Source organism: Aliirhizobium cellulosilyticum (assembly GCF_014198105.1).
GTDB classification, from domain to species: domain Bacteria; phylum Pseudomonadota; class Alphaproteobacteria; order Rhizobiales; family Rhizobiaceae; genus Neorhizobium; species Neorhizobium cellulosilyticum.
This window is the reverse complement of the sequence record NZ_JACIGW010000002.1, coordinates 990,164-1,007,875: the sequence shown is the minus strand read 5'-3', so window position 1 is coordinate 1,007,875 and position 17,712 is coordinate 990,164. Positions and strand designations below refer to the sequence as shown.

The window sequence follows — 17,712 nt, the reverse complement described above, 5'->3', positions numbered from 1 at the left end:
TGCCATATGAAGACTGCCGGATAGCTGCGGATGATTAACGAACCAGACTATAAAAGGATGCTTGGCGAAGCCAAGGCACTGATCCGCTCAGGTGATTTCGAGGCGGCGCGTGACCTGCTGCAGGAAATCCGGGCGCAGGATATCGGCAAAACCGATGCGCAGACGTCACTCGGTTTGCCGCGTCGGCTGCAATCGGCGCTGTTGAAGCTGGCAAAAGCCGAACGCGATGCTGTCGCCCGGATCGGTTATCAGTTCCATCTCGTCCCTCCGCCCGAAAAGCTTGCACGATACGGCGTGTTCTCGGCGCAGGACAAGGCGGCAATGGCCGAGCTGTCGCGCGTCCCGGTGCCGCGATGCATCCACCAGATATGGCTCGGCTCAAGACCTGTTCCTCCGACCGTTGGCGCCTGGGCAGCGCATGCCGCGGCAAATGGGTATCAGCATAAACTGTGGCGCGAAGCCGATCTTGCCGAAAATGGTTATGATCGACACACGTCGCTTCGACATATGCTGAGTATCGGCGATTTTCCGGGCGCGGTGGATGTGGCCCGCTACATGATCCTGCGTGATATCGGAGGCATCTATCTCGATTGCGACTGGTATCCGGGCGGCAATCGCGGGAGCTTTCATGATTTCCTGCCGCTAACCGGCCTCTCTGTCTTCGCCGAAGACATCCCGCGCAATACCGGTGCGGGCAGCACGCTTTTCGCCAACTCCTTTCTCGCGACGCCAGCAGGCAATCCGGTCTTCTCACGATTGTGCGATGCACTGCCCTCGGTGATCGAGGAACTCGACGACGCCCCCGCATGGTGGTCGACTGGCCCGCTGATCTTCACCGTCGTCGCCAGATCCGGTCCGGTCAACCTCGCAGGCGCGGGGTTCGTTGCTCCTCCGGCGTCGAATGGAGCATCGCTTCCGGATGTTCGGGCGATGGCTGCCGATGCCGACGGTCTGCTTATCCCCTGGAAGCCCTGGTAGCTTTCAGCGCGCGTGCATCAACGCGCTGACCGGAACCCATTGGCAGGCAGGGTGCCCGGCTGTGAGGGCGAAAAAGTCATCGAGAAAATCCCAGGCGGCATCGTCATGGACGAGATGGTGGGTAAGCACGCCGAGGTTTGTCGATTGCGTGTTGCCAGTGCCGAGGTGCGCTGAGGCTTCGGCGTAGAGAATATCCATCGGACGTCCGCCGCGCGTGCCTTTCCAGTCGATGATATCGACATGGGTATTCACCAGCTTAACCGGGGTCTCCTCCCGTTCCGGCCCGAAGACCGAGAGCGCCACGTATCCAAGCGAAGGCAGATGGCCGAGGAGCGCCGGCGCAATACGATTCCACGGCGGCACGAGCAGCGGCACGGCGCGATCACCGAACAGGCCGGCAATCCGCTCCAGCCCTTCCGCCAGCCGCGCAAGCACCGCTTCCTCGCCGCGATGCAGCCCGAGTTCCTGCTTTTTCTCCGAGGCTGGTGCATGGTTTGTATGATCCCAGCCATGCACGGCGACGGATATCAGCGGCAGGTCGATCAGCAGTCGGGCCAATTCGATTTTCGCATCGGCGGGAATGGCAGCGATGGTCATCGGCGCATTCCAGCGTTTCGACAGGTCGAGAAGCCGCGACAGCGCCGCAGTCGGCGCTATGGCGTCGTCATCCCGCAGCCAAAGCTGCACCGTCCTGCCATCCTCGGCATAAGCGTTGAGCGTATCGAGGAATTGTTGTCTGCTCATCTCGTCATCTCATACACGTATCGATTATCCGGCGCAGGTTTTCCGCTGCACCGCTGATCGATCGTTCCTCGCTCGCGAAAATCCTTGCTTCGCTGGCAAGCCGCTCTCTTGATTGGCCTTTGCGGAGAAGATCGCTGATCGCTTCCGCAAAGGCAGTTCGGTCACCTTGTGCCGTCAGCAGGCCAGTCCTGCCGTGTTCGACGACTTCGGGAACACCGGCAATTGCTTCGGCGACAACCGGAAGGCCCGCAGCCTGGGCTTCGAGATAGGCAAGCCCGTACGCCTCTCCATGTCCCGGCCAGACGAACATTGAGCCGCGTGACAGAAGGTCAGCGATTTTGTCTTCCGGCAAGGCGCCCAGCCATTCTATCCGGTTGGGGTCGAGTGCCGCAAAAGCACGCTCCACGTCCTGCCGGCATTCGCCATCGCCGGCGATCGAAAGCGTCCATGGCAGATGCCGGATCAGGCTCAGGCTTTCCGCCAGCGCCAGGTAGCTGGACAGCTTGTCCCCCGGCCGCATCATCGCCACGGTGATCAGCCGCCCCGGCTCGGGGGATGGCGCGCGTTTGAGATAGGGTGCAGTGTCTATGAAGGGGGCGATCATTTCCAGCCGGGCCTCGGGAACAGCGGCTTTCAATCCGTCCCGGTCCCGGCGGGTGAAACATAGATTGACGGCGGCACTCTTGATACTCTCAAGCAGCATCTCCTGCGATGTCTCCCACACGCCGATATTCCGGCGCAACGAATAGGAAGTTTCCGCATTGATCAGCGGAATGTCGAAATGCCGCGAAAGCGCCGGGCCTAAAAGGTCGGGCGCCTTGTAATAGGGGTGATAGGTGAACCAGAGGTCAGGCGCAGACGTGCCGGAATACTCGGTAGCAATCCGTTCGATCTCTCCCGCAGCCTCTGCCTTGTTCGCCTTGAATGCATCCCGCATATCGGCCGAGCGCATGAAACTGCGCATTTCGGACGCGATCGAAACCTCGTGCCCGAGGCTGGTCAGTGCCCGGACGATAAGCCGCGCCATCAACCGGTCTCCGGACGGAACGGGATGATTGGGTGATTTCAGCGGCGAATAGAACAGGATTTTCATAGGCCTGGCATCATGCGGGTTTGATCATCTCCCCGTGACCACTCTTGACACGTCGGCGCATCTCTCACAACTGTCAGCCACCGCCTCACCGCTAGGATTTCTCCCGTCATGACCGATACCTCCCTTTCCTCGACGCTCCATGCGAAGATCACCGCACGCACGGCAAAAGCCGGTGTCGTGGGGCTTGGCTATGTCGGGTTACCACTGGCGATGGCCTTTGGACGGGCAGGTTTCTCGGTCACCGGCTTCGATATCGACCCGTCCAAGATCGAATTCATCGACCGCCGAGAAAGCTATATCGAGGCGGTTCCGACCGAAATGCTGAAGGCAGAATGCGAGGCCGGGCGCTTTGCCGCGACCTGCGATTTCAACCTCCTGGCCGAATGCGATATCATCGCCATCTGCGTGCCGACGCCGTTGACGGCGCATCGCGACCCAGACCTTTCCTATGTGGCGAAGACGGCAGAGGCGATTGCCAAAACCCTGCGCCCGGGCCAGCTTATCGTGCTCGAATCGACCACCTATCCCGGCACGACCGATGAGGTGGTGAAGCCGATCCTCGAAAGGACGGGCCTGAAGTCGGGCAATGATTTCTTCCTCGGTTATTCGCCCGAGCGCGAAGATCCCGGCAACCGCCAGTTCCACACCGCCAGCATCCCGAAAGTGGTTGCAGGTGATGGTGAAGCTGCGGCAGGACTGATGCAGGCTTTCTATGGCGCGACCGTCGAGACCATCGTGCCGGTCTCCACCACGGCCACCGCCGAGGCGGTAAAGCTCACCGAAAACATCTTTCGCGCCGTCAACATCGCGCTCGTCAACGAATTGAAGCTCGTCTACGACGCTATGGGCATCGATGTGTGGGAGGTTATCGATGCGGCAAAGTCCAAGCCTTTCGGCTACATGCCCTTTTATCCAGGCCCCGGTCTCGGCGGTCACTGTATCCCGATCGACCCGTTCTATCTGACCTGGAAATCCCGCGAATTCGAGACGCCGACGCGCTTCATCGAACTGGCCGGCGAGATCAATACCGCCATGCCGCACCACATCGTCACCCGTTTGGCGGAAGCGCTGGATATCCGTAGCGGCAAGGCGCTCAGCCGTTCGAAAGTGCTTCTGATCGGTCTCGCCTACAAGAAGAACGTGCCCGACATTCGCGAAAGCCCATCGCTGCGGCTGATGGAACTGATCGAGCGCCGTGGCGGGTCGGTAGCCTATTTTGACCCTTACGTATCGGAAATCCCGTCGACCCGCGAATATGCCGAACTGAAGGGCCGTCGGTCGATAGAGTGGGACGAGGGCGCGCTCAAATCCTTCGATGCCGTGGTCATCGCTACCGACCATGACAATGTCGATTACGACGCTATATCCCGCCTTGCCCCATTGATCGTCGATACCCGCAACATCTTCGCCCGCAAGGGAATTTCCTCTGACGTCATCGTCAAAGCCTGAGACACTGGAAAGACCATGAGCCGCCTCGACACATTCATCAATCGCATGTCCGCCCAACGCGATATTCTCAACCATGTTGCCCGTGACCTCGGTCTTCCGGCGCAAGGGGATGTTCTTGAAGTCGGATTGGGAAATGGCAGGACCTACAGCCATCTGCGCGAGCTTTTTCCGGAGCGGCGGGTCATAGCATTCGATCGCGCGATGAACGCACATCGCACAACGGCGCCGCATGAAGATGATTTCGTCACCGGCGAGATCAACAAGACAGGGCAGGAGTTTGCCGGAACCGGCGCAGCACTGGTCCACGCGGATATCGGTACGGGTTATCCGGACAAGGATGCCATCACGCTGTCATGGCTGCCGCAGATGGTTGCCGCCATGCTTCAGCCGGGCGGTTACGCCGTCAGCGGTCTGCCACTAGAACACTCGCAACTCGATGCGCTTCCTCGCCTGCCTTCGGTCAATGAAGGCAGGTATTTCATGTATCGCAGGCTGTGAGAGTATGAGGCCGCTCAGGCCTTCTGCAGGGCGCGAACCTGATCGAGTTCCGACGATGTCAGGCGCAGCCGCTCGGCGATTGCGCGCGTCATCTTCATGGTCATGCCTGGGCAATCGTCCATGATCCGGAACAGGTAGTCCTTGTTGATCTTCAAGGCTTCGACCACGCCGGCAGCCTGAACCGTCGAGCTGCGTGGCCCATCGCAGAGCAGCGAGATGTCGCCGACGATCGAGTTGGGACCGCGTTCGCTGACCTTCACAGGGCCGTCAGGCGTGCTGACAAGAAACTCCACGCTGCCGCTGAGAATGAAATAGGCGGAATCTCCCGCGTCGCCCTGGGTGAAGAGGCGTTGACCAGCCTTGAACGTCACGCGTTCGGATGCGAACGCGAGCAGCTTGAGCTTGCAGGTATCTACTTCCGCAAAATACGGGAGTTTCCGCAGCAGCTGGACTTCATCACATAGCAACATCGCTCTTCCGCCTTTCCTGTCGGACAGATGGCTAAGCCACCAGAGCCTTGAAGGTTCCGCTCTCCTGTTCGAGCGTCTCGTACGAGCCCTCTTCGAGGATTGCGCCTCCGTCAAACATGACGACCTTGTCAAACAAACGTGACAAAGAAATGTTTGACAAGACCCAGATTACAGCTGGATCATTCTCCTGTTGACCCAGAAATGCAAGTACGTTCTGCACAATTTCCTCCTGGGTGTGTCTTTCGAGCCCAGGAAGCGGTTTATTGAACACGTAATAGTCAGATCGCCGAATTAATGCGCGGGCAAGATTAAGTTTTCGTCGCTGGATTGGTGTCAAACGTCGTCCGCCAGCGCCAATGTCGTAATCGAGACCGGCTTTTAGAAGCTGGTTGGCAAAGCCGAGCTCGCGTGAAACAGCGCCTGCCAACGTGCGAAGCTCGACGACGCCATCCGCGTTACTGTTGCTCAGCTTTCCAAAAACAATATTCTCACGCAGCGTCGCAACGGAAACGTATTTATCGGGATCGTAGCGTTCGATAAGTTCCCGCAGATGAGCTGGTAGCTCGGTGTAAAACAGTTCGCGTGAACCGACGATCTTGTTCTGAAGCTCGGTTGTCAAAATGCCAAGGCGGTATCGTGGCTCGATATATTCCAGCGTCAGGCGGATGAAGGCCTTGTCTGCACTGGATAGTCGGAAATTGACCGGCTTGGGTTCATTTTTTCGCTGCAGCAGGCTCTGGTAGTAGCTGATATCTTCTGCAGACAGCGTTGTGACCTGACGGAAGAACGGGTGGTCTGCCGGTAGCCCACCGAATATTTCAACGAGGTTCCGGGCGACTGTCCGCCCCATTTCGACGAATGGCCGCTGCAGCCCGACCTTGTTGAGCGCGGTATAAAAATGCTCGCTGGATAGCAATTCATTGTCCGGCGTGAGAGGCGCCAATGTCGCGCCGAACAGCAGGTTTTCGGCGACTGTTGCCTGGGAGTTGTAGCCGTCCGGCTCGAACGGGATGACGAGGGATTCCATGCCCAGTTCGTTCATACGGGCACGCAAGGCCCTGCGCATCTCTACCACGCGCGTTGCAAATTCCGGATCCTCGTCCGGATTGATTGTGGAATGAAGCGCAAGTTCAAGCACGTCGTCAGTCAGCTGCACGGCATCGAGTGCTGCGAGAAGCGATTTCTGCAAGTCCTCCTTGGCGCCGTTGCCGAGCGCCGCGTAACTGTAGTCCACCCAGCCGGCACGGATGTCGAGGTGTGGATTGCCCGCCTTTTTGGCTTCGCGGATCTCCCAAAGTCGTTGGCGCATGTCCTTGCCTTCATACTCGTGTCTTTTGACCGGAGCATGTTTGAGACCGTAAAGAAGGTTGTCCTTCAGGCTGCCATGGAAGAAGTAGCTATCCGTGGAGACATAGGAGATATGGCGTCCGGTTACGGATTCCGGAAGTTCCCGGATATCCTGATCCCCAAGGCAGATTCGGCCGCTCGAAGGCCATGAGAGCCGACCGAAAGCTTCAGCCATCGCTTCTGCGCCACGGCCTGTATGATCCACCATCGCAACCGTTTCGCCACGATCGATCTTCAACGTGACGTGGTCGACAACCTTGGCGCCGCTGTCGTCGTTGAGCGACACTGAAACAGCGTGAAGTGTTTCGAGCTTCTGCTGTGTCGATGCCGGAGTGAGAGTGTGAATGGCCGGGTTGATGAGATCCTCGACTTCGAAGTTCTCGAAGACCTGCTCGTATTTTACCTGCACGTCCTGGCGCGCCTGGTCCCAGTCAATCAGCTCCTTCAAAGGTCCCGGCAAGTCCTTGTAGGCATTGATGACGGCGACAAGCTGACCGACGTCGAGGGTGCCGCGCAGCGTCAGATAGCCGCCGATGAGATAGAAAAGGAACGGCGTGACCTGTGACAGGAAGTTGTTGAGGAATTTGACCAGGAACTTCCACTGGTAGAGATCGTAGCGGATGCGGTAGATTTCACCCAGCCGGCTTGCCACGTCCGCGCGCTCGAAATTCGATGTGTCATAGGCGTGGATCGTGCCGAGGCCCTCGACCACTTCATTAACCTTGCCAGCCAGCCGTCGTGCCGTGATCTGCCGCTGCCGACCGAGTTCGATCAGCCGGCGGCGCATCTTCGGAATGATGATCACCTGGATCGCGACCATGAAGGCCGCCACCATGCCGAGCCAGAAATTCTGCAGGATGATGAAGAACAGTGCGGCGAGAGCCTGGCCGCCGAGCAGTGCCGGCTGAACGAAGGCATCTCCGGTGAAACCGCCGAACGGCTCCACTTCGTCCTTGATCATGCTGGCGATCTCGGCGCCGTTCAGGCTCTTGGCGTGGCGGGGCGGAAAACGCAGAACTCGATCAACAAGCTCGAAGCGGATGCGGCGCAGCAGGCGCTCGCCGAGCCGGCCCTTGTAGGTGTTGATGTAGTATTTGAATGCGCCGTTGATGATCACCAGAAGCAGGAAGACGCTGCTGAGCGCGACCAGCGTCTGCATGCGGTCGAGCGGAAAACCGTCGAAGCCGAATGTGTAATCAACGAACGGAATGCTGATCGAGAAATCCAGAAAATTCTGGGTGGTGCTGAGATCTTCGAAACCCTGGCCCTGGATCGGGCCGTTGATGATCTGTTTGGGAAGGTCGAAGGCAAGGAAATATGGGATCATCGACAAGGCGACGATCAGCAGGATGAAGACCTGCTGTGGCCTCGTATGCGTCCAGATATAACGTAGCAGCGTCTTCTGCATATGCCTTCACCAAAGCAGCAGCGTTATCAACTCGGGTATGGGATAAGCTGCATCCGGCATTGTATAGCCTGTCTTCCGGGTTTTAACGAGTGCTCATCAACGCGTTCTCGCTGCCGGAATGAAACTGAAACCGCAAGCGAGATGGACGCCAACAGCGCCCACTGCGACAAGTTGGCATCTCGTGTCGGCAGGTCGGCGGTTCAAGATGAGGTGGAAATTATTCTTACAGTGTTGCGACGGTGCCTTCCAGCAAGTGCCTCACCGCCCGTCAGGTCTCCTTGCGCAGGAAGCGCGGAATCATGATCATGGCGGCAAAGGACATGATGGCGAGCGCGAACCATGTCAGCGCGTAAACGAGATGGCTGTTTCGGAACTGGATGACTGTCAAACCGCCCACGGGATATCCGCCAGGATTGGCAGTCGCATCTGCATCGACGAAATAAGGAACGAGCTTCACAAGCTGCTTGTTCTCTCCGATCGCCTGCACATCTCTGGAATACCAACTGCCCGCCGCGGGATTGTTACTCCGGAGAAATGCCCCTCCCGGCTCGCTGAGCCGGAGCAATCCGGTAACGGTGACCTCTCCTTGGAGTTGCCCTTCCGCACGAGAGGTTGGGTCGCGGCGATCCGGCGGCACGAAACCGCGATTGATCAGGACCGTGCCGCCATCCGCCGTGGCAAGCGGCGTGAGAACCCAGAAGCCCGGGCCTCTCTCGGTCACGGCTTGTACCAGCGTCTCGCGTAAGTTGTCGAAGGTGCCATTCAGAACCACATGCCGATATTCGGCATCGGTGGACTTGATGGTCGGCCATTCGTTTGCGGTCGGAGGGGCAGCAGCTGCTGCGTGGACGCGCGCATCAACTCGGGCAATCAGATCAAGCTTCCAGAAAAGCCGCTGGACCTGCCAGATACCGAGAGCGGTGAAGACGATAGCCGCAAAAAGCAGAAACGCCCGAAAGCCTAGGTAAGATTTCACGGGCGTTTCCATTTCATGAATTGTGTATGCCGGTCGGTAGTCTCTGAGGTCAGGGAGCCCGCATGGGCTCCCTGATCACCTCAAGGCAGGTTCTTCATCATCTCGGGCGACATGACCATCATGTTCGTATTGAGATGATGCATGACCCAAAGCGAGCCGACCAGAGCGATTGCAACGATGATGACCGTGAAGATCAACGCCATCATCGTCCAGCCGCCTTCCGACTTGGTGTTCATGTGCAGGAAGTAGATCATGTGGACGACGATCTGGATCGCGCCGATGATCATGATTGCCGCAACGGTGGCAACCTTGCTGTCGAGCACGTCACCCATGACGAGCCAGAACGGAATGGCTGTCAGGATAACCGACAGGATAAAGCCCGTCACATAGCTCTTGAAGCTTCCATGGCCGGCTTCGTGGCCATGGCTGTGGGCGTGATGGGCTTCGTGTGCATCTTCGTGCGAGGTGGAGTTGGTGGTCATCCGACGACTCCCATGAGATAGACGACAGAGAATACGCCGATCCAGACGACGTCGAGGAAGTGCCAGAACATCGACAGACACATCAGGCGGCGACGGTTTTCAGCGATCAGGCCGTGCTTGGAAACCTGAACCATCAGCGTGACCAGCCAGATGATGCCGAAGGTGACGTGCAGACCGTGCGTGCCGACCAGGGTGAAGAAGGCCGACAGGAAGGCCGAACGCTGCGGCGTCGCGCCTTCGTGGATCATGTGATGGAACTCATAGAGTTCGATACCCAGGAAGGCGAGGCCGAAGAGACCAGTAACGGCGAGCCAGAACAGGGTTTCCTGCTTGGCACCGCGTTCCATCTGCAGCATCGCAAAACCGTAGGTGATCGACGAGAACAGGAGCATGGCGGTGTTGATTGCCACGAGCTTCAGGTCGAACAGGTCGGCAGGCGCTGGGCCGGCCGCATAATTGCGGCCGAGCACGGCATAGGTCGCGAATAGCGTCGCGAAGATGAGGCAGTCGCTCATCAGATACAGCCAGAACCCGAGGTTCGTGCTGCCTTCCGGATGGTGATCTTCCTCGAGGTAGAATTGCGGCTTTTCCGCAGATTGGCTCTGAATGTTGCTCATTGTCACACCTGCTTCGCCAGCAGTTCTGTACGCTTGGCTTCTTCAGCGGAAACGGTTTCCGCCGGAATGTAGAAGTCGCGCTTGTAGTTGAAGGTATGGCCGATCGCGACTGCGATGATGGCGACGAACGATACGACGACAAGCCACCACATGTACCAGATCAGGCCGAATGCCAGGGCAATGTTGAGGGCTGCCAGAATTGCACCCGTGCCGGTGTTCTTCGGCATGTGGATCGGCTTGAAGCCCTGCAGCGGACGTGCGTAGCCGCGGTTCTTCATGTCGTACCAGCTATCGTGGTCATGCACGACCGGAGTGAAGGCAAAGTTGTATTCTGGCGGCGGCGAAGACGTCGACCATTCCAGAGTACGGCCATGCCACGGATCGCCCGTTTCGTCCTTCAGTTCCTCGCGCTTGATGTAGCTGACGACGAGCTGGATGATGAAGGACAGGATGCCGATTGCGATCATGCCTGCACCGATAGCGGCGATGACGAACCAGATCTGCAGCGACGGATCGTCGAACTGAGACATGCGGCGGGTAATGCCCATCAGGCCGAGAACGTAGAGCGGCATGAAGGCGAAGTAGAAGCCGATGAACCAGAACCAGAAGCTCATCTTGCCCCAGAAGGGATCGAGCTTGTAGCCGAAGGCCTTAGGATACCAGTAGGTCACACCAGCCATGAGGCCGAACAGCACGCCGCCGATGATCACGTTATGGAAGTGAGCGATCAGGAACAGCGAATTGTGCAGTACGAAGTCTGCCGGCGGGACTGCGAGCATGACGCCGGTCATGCCGCCGATGACGAAAGTCACCATGAAGCCGATCGTCCAGAGCATCGGAACTTCGTAACGGACGCGGCCACGATAGATCGTGAACAGCCAGTTGAAGATCTTCGCACCGGTCGGGATCGAGATGATCATCGTGGTGATGCCGAAGAATGCGTTGACTGAAGCGCCCGAACCCATCGTGAAGAAGTGGTGCAGCCACACGAGGTAGGACAGGATCATGATCGCGCAGGTCGCGTAGACCATCGAGGCATAACCGAACAGACGCTTGCCGGAGAAGGTGGCAACGACTTCGGAGAAGATACCGAAGGCTGGCAGGATCAGGATGTAGACTTCCGGATGGCCCCAGATCCAGATGAGGTTGATATACATCATCGGGTTGCCGCCGAGATCGTTCGTGAAGAAGTTCGTACCGACATAACGGTCGAGCGACAGAAGAACGAGGGTAGCGGTCAGGATCGGGAAGGTGGCGACGATCAGGATGTTGGTGCAGAGCGAGGTCCAGGTGAAGACGGGCATCTTCATGAAGGACATGCCGGGTGCGCGCATCTTGACGATCGTGGCGATCAGATTGATGCCTGACAAAGTCGTACCGACACCGGCTACCTGCAGACCCCAGATATAATAGTCGACACCGACACCGGGACTGTATTCCACGCCCGAAAGCGGCGGATAGGCAAGCCAGCCGGTACGCGCGAACTCACCGACGAAAAGCGAGATCATCACGATGATCGCACCTGCGGTCGTCATCCAGAACGAGAAATTGTTGAGGAACGGGAACGATACGTCGCGTGCGCCGATCTGCAACGGCACGACATAGTTCATGAAACCCGTCACGAAAGGCATCGCGACGAAGAAAATCATGATCACGCCATGAGCCGTGAAGACCTGGTCGTAGTGGTGCGGCGGCAGATAGCCTTCCGATCCGTTAAACGCGATAGCCTGCTGGATACGCATCATGATGGCGTCGGAGAAGCCGCGCAGCAACATGACGATCGCCAGGATGATGTACATGATACCGATCTTCTTGTGATCGATACTGGTGATCCAGTCGTTCCACAGCGGACCCCACCACTTCATGTAGGTGATGAACGCGCAGAGGGCGATGCCGCCCAGCGCGACAGCAGCGAAGGTCGCTACCAGGATTGGCTCGTGGTAGGGGATGGATTCGAGAGTCAACCGGCCGAAGATAAACTTCAGGAGGTCAGGATTGGAAAACATGGGACAACCCGTTCATTAAAGTCTTGCGACGCTAGGCGCCAGGTTAGTTTGTTTTTGGCGCCTCGGAGGCGTCGCCCTTGGCCATATCCGTGCCCTGCATGGAATGGTTGCCGTGCGACATGCCCTCAGCGGGCATGTTCTTGGTGGACTGAGAGCCCGCGGCGGGCTCGACTGCGGAATGCTCTTCGCCATGACCGCGAAGGTTGATGTCGATCGGGCCGCCGTCATACTTCAGGCGATCACGATTCTCGTGGCTTTCCAGGCCGGCGCCGCCCATCATGTCGATATGCATCATCTCGTCCATGCACATCTTGCCGGGCGTGGCGCAGACGTTGAGGATTGCTCTGTAGAGGCCGTCTTCGACAGTTGCGTAATAGCGGACGGGCTCTTTTTCGCTCGGCTTTTCAAGCTTCAGGTAGGCGTCGCGGTTGAGCGCGGTGCCATTCTGCTTGACCTGGGCGATCCAGCCGTCGAAGCCCTGCTCGTTGAGGCTGTGGAACTTGAAGCGCATGTGCGAGAAGCCCGGTCCGCTGTAGTTCGACGACAGGCCGTCGAATACGCCTTCCTTGTTGATCACCGCATGCAGCTTCGTTTCCATGCCCGGCATGGCGTAGATCATGCCTGCCAGTGCCGGAATGTAGAAGGAGTTCATCACTGACGAAGAGGTGATCTTGAAGGTGATCGGCCGGTCGACCGGCGCTGCCATCTCGTTGACGGTAGCGACGCCGTATTCCGGATAGAAGAACAGCCACTTCCAGTCCAGCGCAACCACTTCCACTTCGAGAGGCTTGGTGCCTTCCGGAATGGTACGTTCCGCATCGATGCGATCGAGCGGACGGAACGGGTCGAGCTTGTGGGTGCTGATCCAGGTGATTGCGCCCAATGCGATGATGATCGCCAGCGGTGCGGACCAGATCACCACTTCAAGGCGGGTCGAGTGATGCCATTCGGGGTCATATTTGGCCTTCGTGTTCGAATGGCGATAGTGCCACGCGAAGTACAAGGTCAAAAATAACACCGGCACGATGATCAGAAGCATCAGCACCGTCGACACGACGATGAGGTCTGCCTGCTGCTGCGCGATATCGCCCGACGGAGACATGACCACAAGGTCACAGCCTGCCATGAATGGGAGGATAAGAAGGATGGAAAGCTGGCAAAGACGCCTTACGATTGGGGACATTGATCTGCTCAAATTTGCTTTTTATCTAGTTCGCCTATCGGAGCATTGCCCCGATCTCCATGAGGTGTTTCGTCGCAGTGCTACAATTTTTCGCACTGCAAATCACCACCTGCTCCATTTCGATGGAGGGCGGCCCTGCGGCGCGCAATCTAGTCTATAAAGTTGACAGAAGACATACCTTATCGCGCGAAACCTGACGATTGTGGCAAAATTTGCTAATTTTCGAAATTTCACAAATTCACAGTTGAAATCTTGATTGACAGCAAGTCCGGCCAACATACTCAATGTTGCAATGACGCGAAGGAGGAACGTTAGTCATGGCAGAGGCAACAATTCTGGCGACTGGTCCGTCGTCATCAGCACTGGAGCGCGATGCAAGGCATATTCACGACGACAAGCCGATTTCGGCGGGTAACATCGCCATCGGGGTCGTGATCGGCCGCACATCCGAGTTTTTTGACTTTTTCGTGTTCGGTCTGGGCTGCGTGCTCGTTTTCCCCCGTCTGGTCTTCCCATTTGCCCCGGACCCCGTCACTGCCACTCTCTATTCATTCGCCATTTTCTCGCTCGCCTTCCTGGCAAGGCCGGTCGGTTCTTTCGTTTTCATGTGGATTGATCGCACCTTCGGCCGCGGCACGAAGCTGACGACGGCGCTACTCATTCTGGGTGGCTCGACCGCATCGATCGCTTTTCTGCCGGGATACGAGACGATCGGCATGTGGTCCGTGGCGCTTCTGGCGCTTTTCCGGCTCGGCCAGGGTTTTGCGCTTGGAGGAGCGTGGGATGGGCTGGCTTCCCTGCTTGCGATAAGCGCTCCGCAAAACCGCCGTGGTTTTTACGCAATGATCCCGCAGCTCGGAGCGCCGGTCGGCTTTGCTCTGGCCAGCATCCTTTTCGGTTATTTCGTCGTCAATCTTTCGGATGCCGACTTCCTTGACTGGGGCTGGCGCTTTCCCTTCTTCGTAGCCTTTGCGATCAACGTCGTGGCCCTGTTCGCAAGGTTGCGCATCGTCGCCTCGCATGAATTCGGCGCCGCCATGGACAATCACGAACTGGAAGCCAAGCCGATAACCGAGGTTTTGAGGCTTCACGGTTTCGATATCGTGATCGGTGCCTTTGCGCCGCTTGCCAGCTTCGCAATGTTCCATCTGGTGACGATCTTCCCGCTGAGCTGGGTGACATTGTATGGCGGCCAGTCCGCAGGCACCTTCCTGTTCGTTCAGGTGCTGGGCGCGCTCTGCGGTTTCGCCACCATCATGCTTTCGGGCTTTCTGGCCGATCGCATCGGCCGTCGGCGCCAGTTGCTGATCGGTGCCTTCATCATCGCGATCTTCAGCTTCACGGCGCCCTTCCTGCTTGATGCAGGCGTGACCGGACAGTCGGCCTTCATCATTCTCGGCTTCGCCATCCTTGGCCTGTCCTTCGGCCAGGCGTCCGGTTCGGTTTCCTCGCGCTTCAGCGCCGGTTACAGATATACCGGCTCGGCGCTCACCTCGGACCTTGCATGGCTGATCGGTGCGGGTTTCGCGCCGCTGGTCGCTCTCGGGCTCGCCAGCAATTTCGGCATCATCTTCATTGGGGGGTATCTGATCTCCGGTGCGATCTGTACGATTCTCGCACTGCTCCTCAGCCGTACGCTCGACAGCGTCGATGGTGTGACGAAAACCTAGAGGAATGGATGGCGGGGTGGCCATGTCACCCCGCCATCCATCAATTCCATCGAAAAATCGATAATGCTGCGATCCGTTTCTCTTTCGCGGCACAGCCGGGGCTTCCGCCTTGGTCTGGCGGCAACGCGGTCACGGTTCTCAACAAAATAGTTGATTTGCCGCTTGCACTCACCATGAACCTATGGCAATAGGCCGCTCACCAACGACGCGGGTTGAGCCGCGCCGCTCAGATGCTGCTATAGCTCAGGGGTAGAGCACTCCCTTGGTAAGGGAGAGGCCGAGAGTTCAAATCTCTCTAGCAGCACCATTTTCCTCCAGAATGACAAGTACTTAACGCACGGACACCGTGTCGGATAATTGGGCCGTCGTTGCCATATGCAGGCGATGGCGCTATCGTTTAATGCAGGACGCCGGTGTTTGAGGGAAGAGATCTGCGCGATGAGGCTCCTTCGGGCGTTTTTCCATTTTTTGAGTTTCGCAGCGCTTGCTGCTGCTGTCCTCGTCGGCACTATCGATGCGATCCAGTCCGTTTCGTCGTCGGATGTGGTTCTGACTAGCCTCGGCAATGCCTGGCTTAATCTCGATCCTGAAAGTCTGACACTGGCAGAACTGTCGGCTGATGACTATATGAGCGCAGATATATGGCGACCCTATGTGGCGCCGGTTCTGGCGCAGCCTGCCGGTGTCATGTTCCTGGTCCTCGCACTGCTTTTCTGGATGGTGGGCTACAAGAGAACGTCTTTCGCAGGACGTTTCGCGGCCTGAACCGGCAGGCGGTGCCGGGGAGATGCAGTCCAGGAAAAGTAAACAACCAATGTCGCCAAAGATGGAGGCAGAAATGTTCCTGAACGAGATCTTCAGCAAGAAGACTGTAATGCCATCAGAGCAGACGGCTCTGCCCGGTAGGCCGCATGAGATCCCGACATCCGAGATCCATTTCGTCAACGGCCACGCCCTCAAGGGCCCTTATCCGCAAGGCCTGGAAGTTGCCTATTTCGGCATGGGCTGCTTCTGGGGTGCCGAGCGCCTGTTCTGGAAGGTGCCGGGTGTCTACGTGACCGCGGTCGGCTATGCCGGCGGTATCACGCCGAACCCGACCTATCATGAAACGACGACCGGGCTCACCGGCCATGCAGAGATCGTGAAGATTGTCTTCGATCCGAAAATCGTCTCCTACCGCCAGCTGCTGAAGCTGTTCTTCGAGGAGCATGATCCCACCCAGGGCATGCGGCAGGGCAACGACATCGGCACGACCTATCGTTCCGCGATCTACACGACGAGCGAAAACCAGGCCGAGCAGGCGCGCGAGGCGCTGGATGTTTTCCAGGATGCCCTCAACAAGGCTGGCCGCGATACACCGATCACCACGGAACTCGCTCCCGTGCCGACATTTTATTATGCTGAAGACTATCACCAGCAGTATCTCGCCAAGAACCCGGCCGGTTATTGCGGTCTCAAGGGCACCGGTGTGTCCTGCCCGGTCGGCCAGGCGGCTTGAAGCTGCGAAAATATGATTTGAGCGCCGCGGATTTGTGCAGGTCCGCGGCAAATTCATGCAGGCTGCCAAAGGGATAGGCGTTTTTACCGGATGAAAAAAATCTGGTGAATTTTTCTGGCGCACATGCAAGAGTAGGTATAGCCAAGCCTTCAAAGAGGGGGCGGTAACCGCATGGCGTTCGCTGGTCGGACCCGCGGGAGGACCTAACATTAAAAAAAGCAAGGCTGCACCATGAAGAAAACCTTTTTGAGCCTTCTCGCCGTAGCTGCGATGTCGACGACAGCGCTGGCCGCCGAGATCAAGCCGGCGCTGGTCTATGGCACCGGTGGTAAATTCGATAAATCCTTCAACGAGGCCGCCTATGCCGGTGCCGAAATGTACAAGAAGGAAACCGGCACCGATTATCGCGATTTCGAGCCGACAAGCGACACGCAGGGCGAGCAGGCTATTCGCAACTTCGCAAGCCGTGGCTATAACCCCGTCATCGCGGTTTCCTTCGCCTGGACTTCGGCCATGGAAAAGGTTGCCGCTGAATTTCCCGACACCAAATTCGTCATCGTCGACTCGGTCGTCGATCTGCCGAACGTTCGTTCCGTTGTCTATAACGAAGCGGAAGGCTCCTATCTCGTCGGTCTTCTCGCTGGCATGGCCTCCAAGACCGGCAAGGTCGGTTTCGTCGGTGGCATGGATATCCCGCTGATCCGCAAGTTCGGCTGTGGTTATGTCCAGGGCGCCAAGTCCGTTAAGGCCGATATGCAGGTCTTCCAGAACATGGTCGGCACGACCGGCGCTGCCTGGAACGACCCGGTTCGCGCAGGCGAGCTCACCAAGAACCAGATCGACCAGGGCGCCGACGTCATTTACGCGGCAGCCGGTGCATCGGGTCTGGGCGTCATGCAGACTGCTACCGACAACAAGAAGCTCTCGATCGGCGTCGATTCGAACCAGAACCATGTACATCCGGGTTCGGTTCTGACCTCGATGGTCAAGCGCGTCGATCTGGCGGTCTATAACGCCTACAAGGATACTGCAGCCGACAAGTTCACCGCCGGTGTCCAGTCCAACGGCATCAAGGATGGCGGCGTCGTTGCGGCCATGGACGACAACAACAAGGCTCTGATCACGCCGGAAATGCAGGCCGCGCTCGATAAGGCAAAGGCCGATATCATTGCCGGCACCGTTAAGGTGCATGACTACATGACGGACAATTCCTGCCCGATGTAAGTCAAGGATCGAAGGGGCGCATGGTGGAACTGCCGCCATGCGCCCTTTTTGCATATTAAGAGCAAGGTC

At 57.8% G+C, this 17,712-nt stretch carries 16 protein-coding genes and 1 tRNA gene; 8 read left to right on the top strand and 9 right to left on the bottom strand.

All coding sequences use genetic code 11. From position 1 onward, the window contains the following. The first annotated feature begins 30 nt into the window (after nt 1-30). Nucleotides 31-978, top strand: coding sequence for a glycosyltransferase (locus GGE33_RS13675; protein WP_183823796.1), 948 nt, complete (start codon nt 31-33; stop codon nt 976-978). A 3-nt stretch (nt 979-981) separates the two neighbouring features. Here the strand turns inward: GGE33_RS13675 and GGE33_RS13670 are convergent, their stop codons facing one another. Both GGE33_RS13670 and GGE33_RS13665 read right to left on the bottom strand, forming a co-directional pair. Further along, nucleotides 982-1,722, bottom strand: coding sequence for a polysaccharide deacetylase family protein (locus GGE33_RS13670; RefSeq protein WP_183823794.1), 741 nt, complete (start codon nt 1,720-1,722; stop codon nt 982-984). Between the two features lie 4 nt (nt 1,723-1,726). After that, nucleotides 1,727-2,815, bottom strand: a complete 1,089-nt coding sequence (locus tag GGE33_RS13665; RefSeq protein ID WP_183823792.1) for a glycosyltransferase family 4 protein — start codon at nt 2,813-2,815, stop codon at nt 1,727-1,729. Nucleotides 2,816-2,923: 108 nt separating this feature from the next. Between GGE33_RS13665 and GGE33_RS13660 the strand changes: the two genes are divergently transcribed. Together GGE33_RS13660 and GGE33_RS13655 are read left to right on the top strand one after the other, a co-directional pair. Continuing rightward, entirely contained in the window at nt 2,924-4,264 is a 1,341-nt protein-coding gene (locus GGE33_RS13660) for a nucleotide sugar dehydrogenase (protein WP_183823789.1), read from the top strand. Between the two features lie 15 nt (nt 4,265-4,279). Beyond that, nucleotides 4,280-4,762 carry a class I SAM-dependent methyltransferase gene (locus GGE33_RS13655; protein ID WP_183823787.1) on the top strand — a complete coding sequence of 161 codons (483 nt, stop codon included), beginning with the start codon at nt 4,280-4,282 and terminating at the stop codon, nt 4,760-4,762. Between the two features lie 14 nt (nt 4,763-4,776). Here the strand turns inward: GGE33_RS13655 and GGE33_RS13650 are convergent, their stop codons facing one another. The 7 genes from GGE33_RS13650 to cyoA form a co-directional block, all read right to left on the bottom strand. Continuing rightward, nucleotides 4,777-5,232, bottom strand: a complete 456-nt coding sequence (locus GGE33_RS13650) for a cyclic nucleotide-binding domain-containing protein (protein ID WP_148146138.1) — start codon at nt 5,230-5,232, stop codon at nt 4,777-4,779. A gap of 31 nt (nt 5,233-5,263) precedes the next feature. Beyond that, nucleotides 5,264-7,987: an ABC transporter transmembrane domain-containing protein gene (locus tag GGE33_RS13645; protein ID WP_148146137.1), complete on the bottom strand. Its 2,724-nt coding sequence runs from the start codon at nt 7,985-7,987 to the stop codon at nt 5,264-5,266. 268 nt (nt 7,988-8,255) lie between these two features. After that, entirely contained in the window at nt 8,256-8,975 is a 720-nt protein-coding gene (locus tag GGE33_RS13640; RefSeq protein WP_183823785.1) for an SURF1 family protein, read from the bottom strand. Between the two features lie 68 nt (nt 8,976-9,043). Further along, entirely contained in the window at nt 9,044-9,445 is a 402-nt protein-coding gene (gene cyoD, locus GGE33_RS13635) for a cytochrome o ubiquinol oxidase subunit IV (protein WP_148146135.1), read from the bottom strand. Further along, nucleotides 9,442-10,062, bottom strand: a complete 621-nt coding sequence (gene cyoC / locus GGE33_RS13630) for a cytochrome o ubiquinol oxidase subunit III (protein WP_183823783.1) — start codon at nt 10,060-10,062, stop codon at nt 9,442-9,444. Before cyoC ends, cyoD begins: the two co-directional genes overlap by 4 nt. A 2-nt stretch (nt 10,063-10,064) precedes the next feature. Next, nucleotides 10,065-12,068 carry a cytochrome o ubiquinol oxidase subunit I gene (gene cyoB, locus GGE33_RS13625; protein ID WP_148146133.1) on the bottom strand — a complete coding sequence of 668 codons (2,004 nt, stop codon included), beginning with the start codon at nt 12,066-12,068 and terminating at the stop codon, nt 10,065-10,067. A 43-nt stretch (nt 12,069-12,111) separates the two neighbouring features. Then, complete coding sequence (gene cyoA / locus GGE33_RS13620) at nt 12,112-13,251, bottom strand: ubiquinol oxidase subunit II (RefSeq protein WP_183823781.1); 1,140 nt, start codon at nt 13,249-13,251, stop codon at nt 12,112-12,114. 317 nt (nt 13,252-13,568) lie between these two features. Between cyoA and GGE33_RS13615 the strand changes: the two genes are divergently transcribed. From GGE33_RS13615 to GGE33_RS13595, 5 genes are all read left to right on the top strand, one after another. Beyond that, nucleotides 13,569-14,921, top strand: a complete 1,353-nt coding sequence (locus GGE33_RS13615; protein ID WP_148146131.1) for an MFS transporter — start codon at nt 13,569-13,571, stop codon at nt 14,919-14,921. A 232-nt stretch (nt 14,922-15,153) separates the two neighbouring features. Then, a tRNA-Thr gene (locus GGE33_RS13610) sits at nt 15,154-15,228 on the top strand. 131 nt (nt 15,229-15,359) lie between these two features. Next, entirely contained in the window at nt 15,360-15,686 is a 327-nt protein-coding gene (locus GGE33_RS13605; protein ID WP_148146130.1) for a hypothetical protein, read from the top strand. 73 nt (nt 15,687-15,759) lie between these two features. Further along, nucleotides 15,760-16,419: a peptide-methionine (S)-S-oxide reductase MsrA gene (gene msrA, locus GGE33_RS13600; protein ID WP_183824150.1), complete on the top strand. Its 660-nt coding sequence runs from the start codon at nt 15,760-15,762 to the stop codon at nt 16,417-16,419. A 231-nt stretch (nt 16,420-16,650) separates the two neighbouring features. Next, nucleotides 16,651-17,643, top strand: coding sequence for a BMP family lipoprotein (locus GGE33_RS13595; RefSeq protein ID WP_148146129.1), 993 nt, complete (start codon nt 16,651-16,653; stop codon nt 17,641-17,643). The last annotated feature ends 69 nt before the right edge of the window (nt 17,644-17,712 follow it).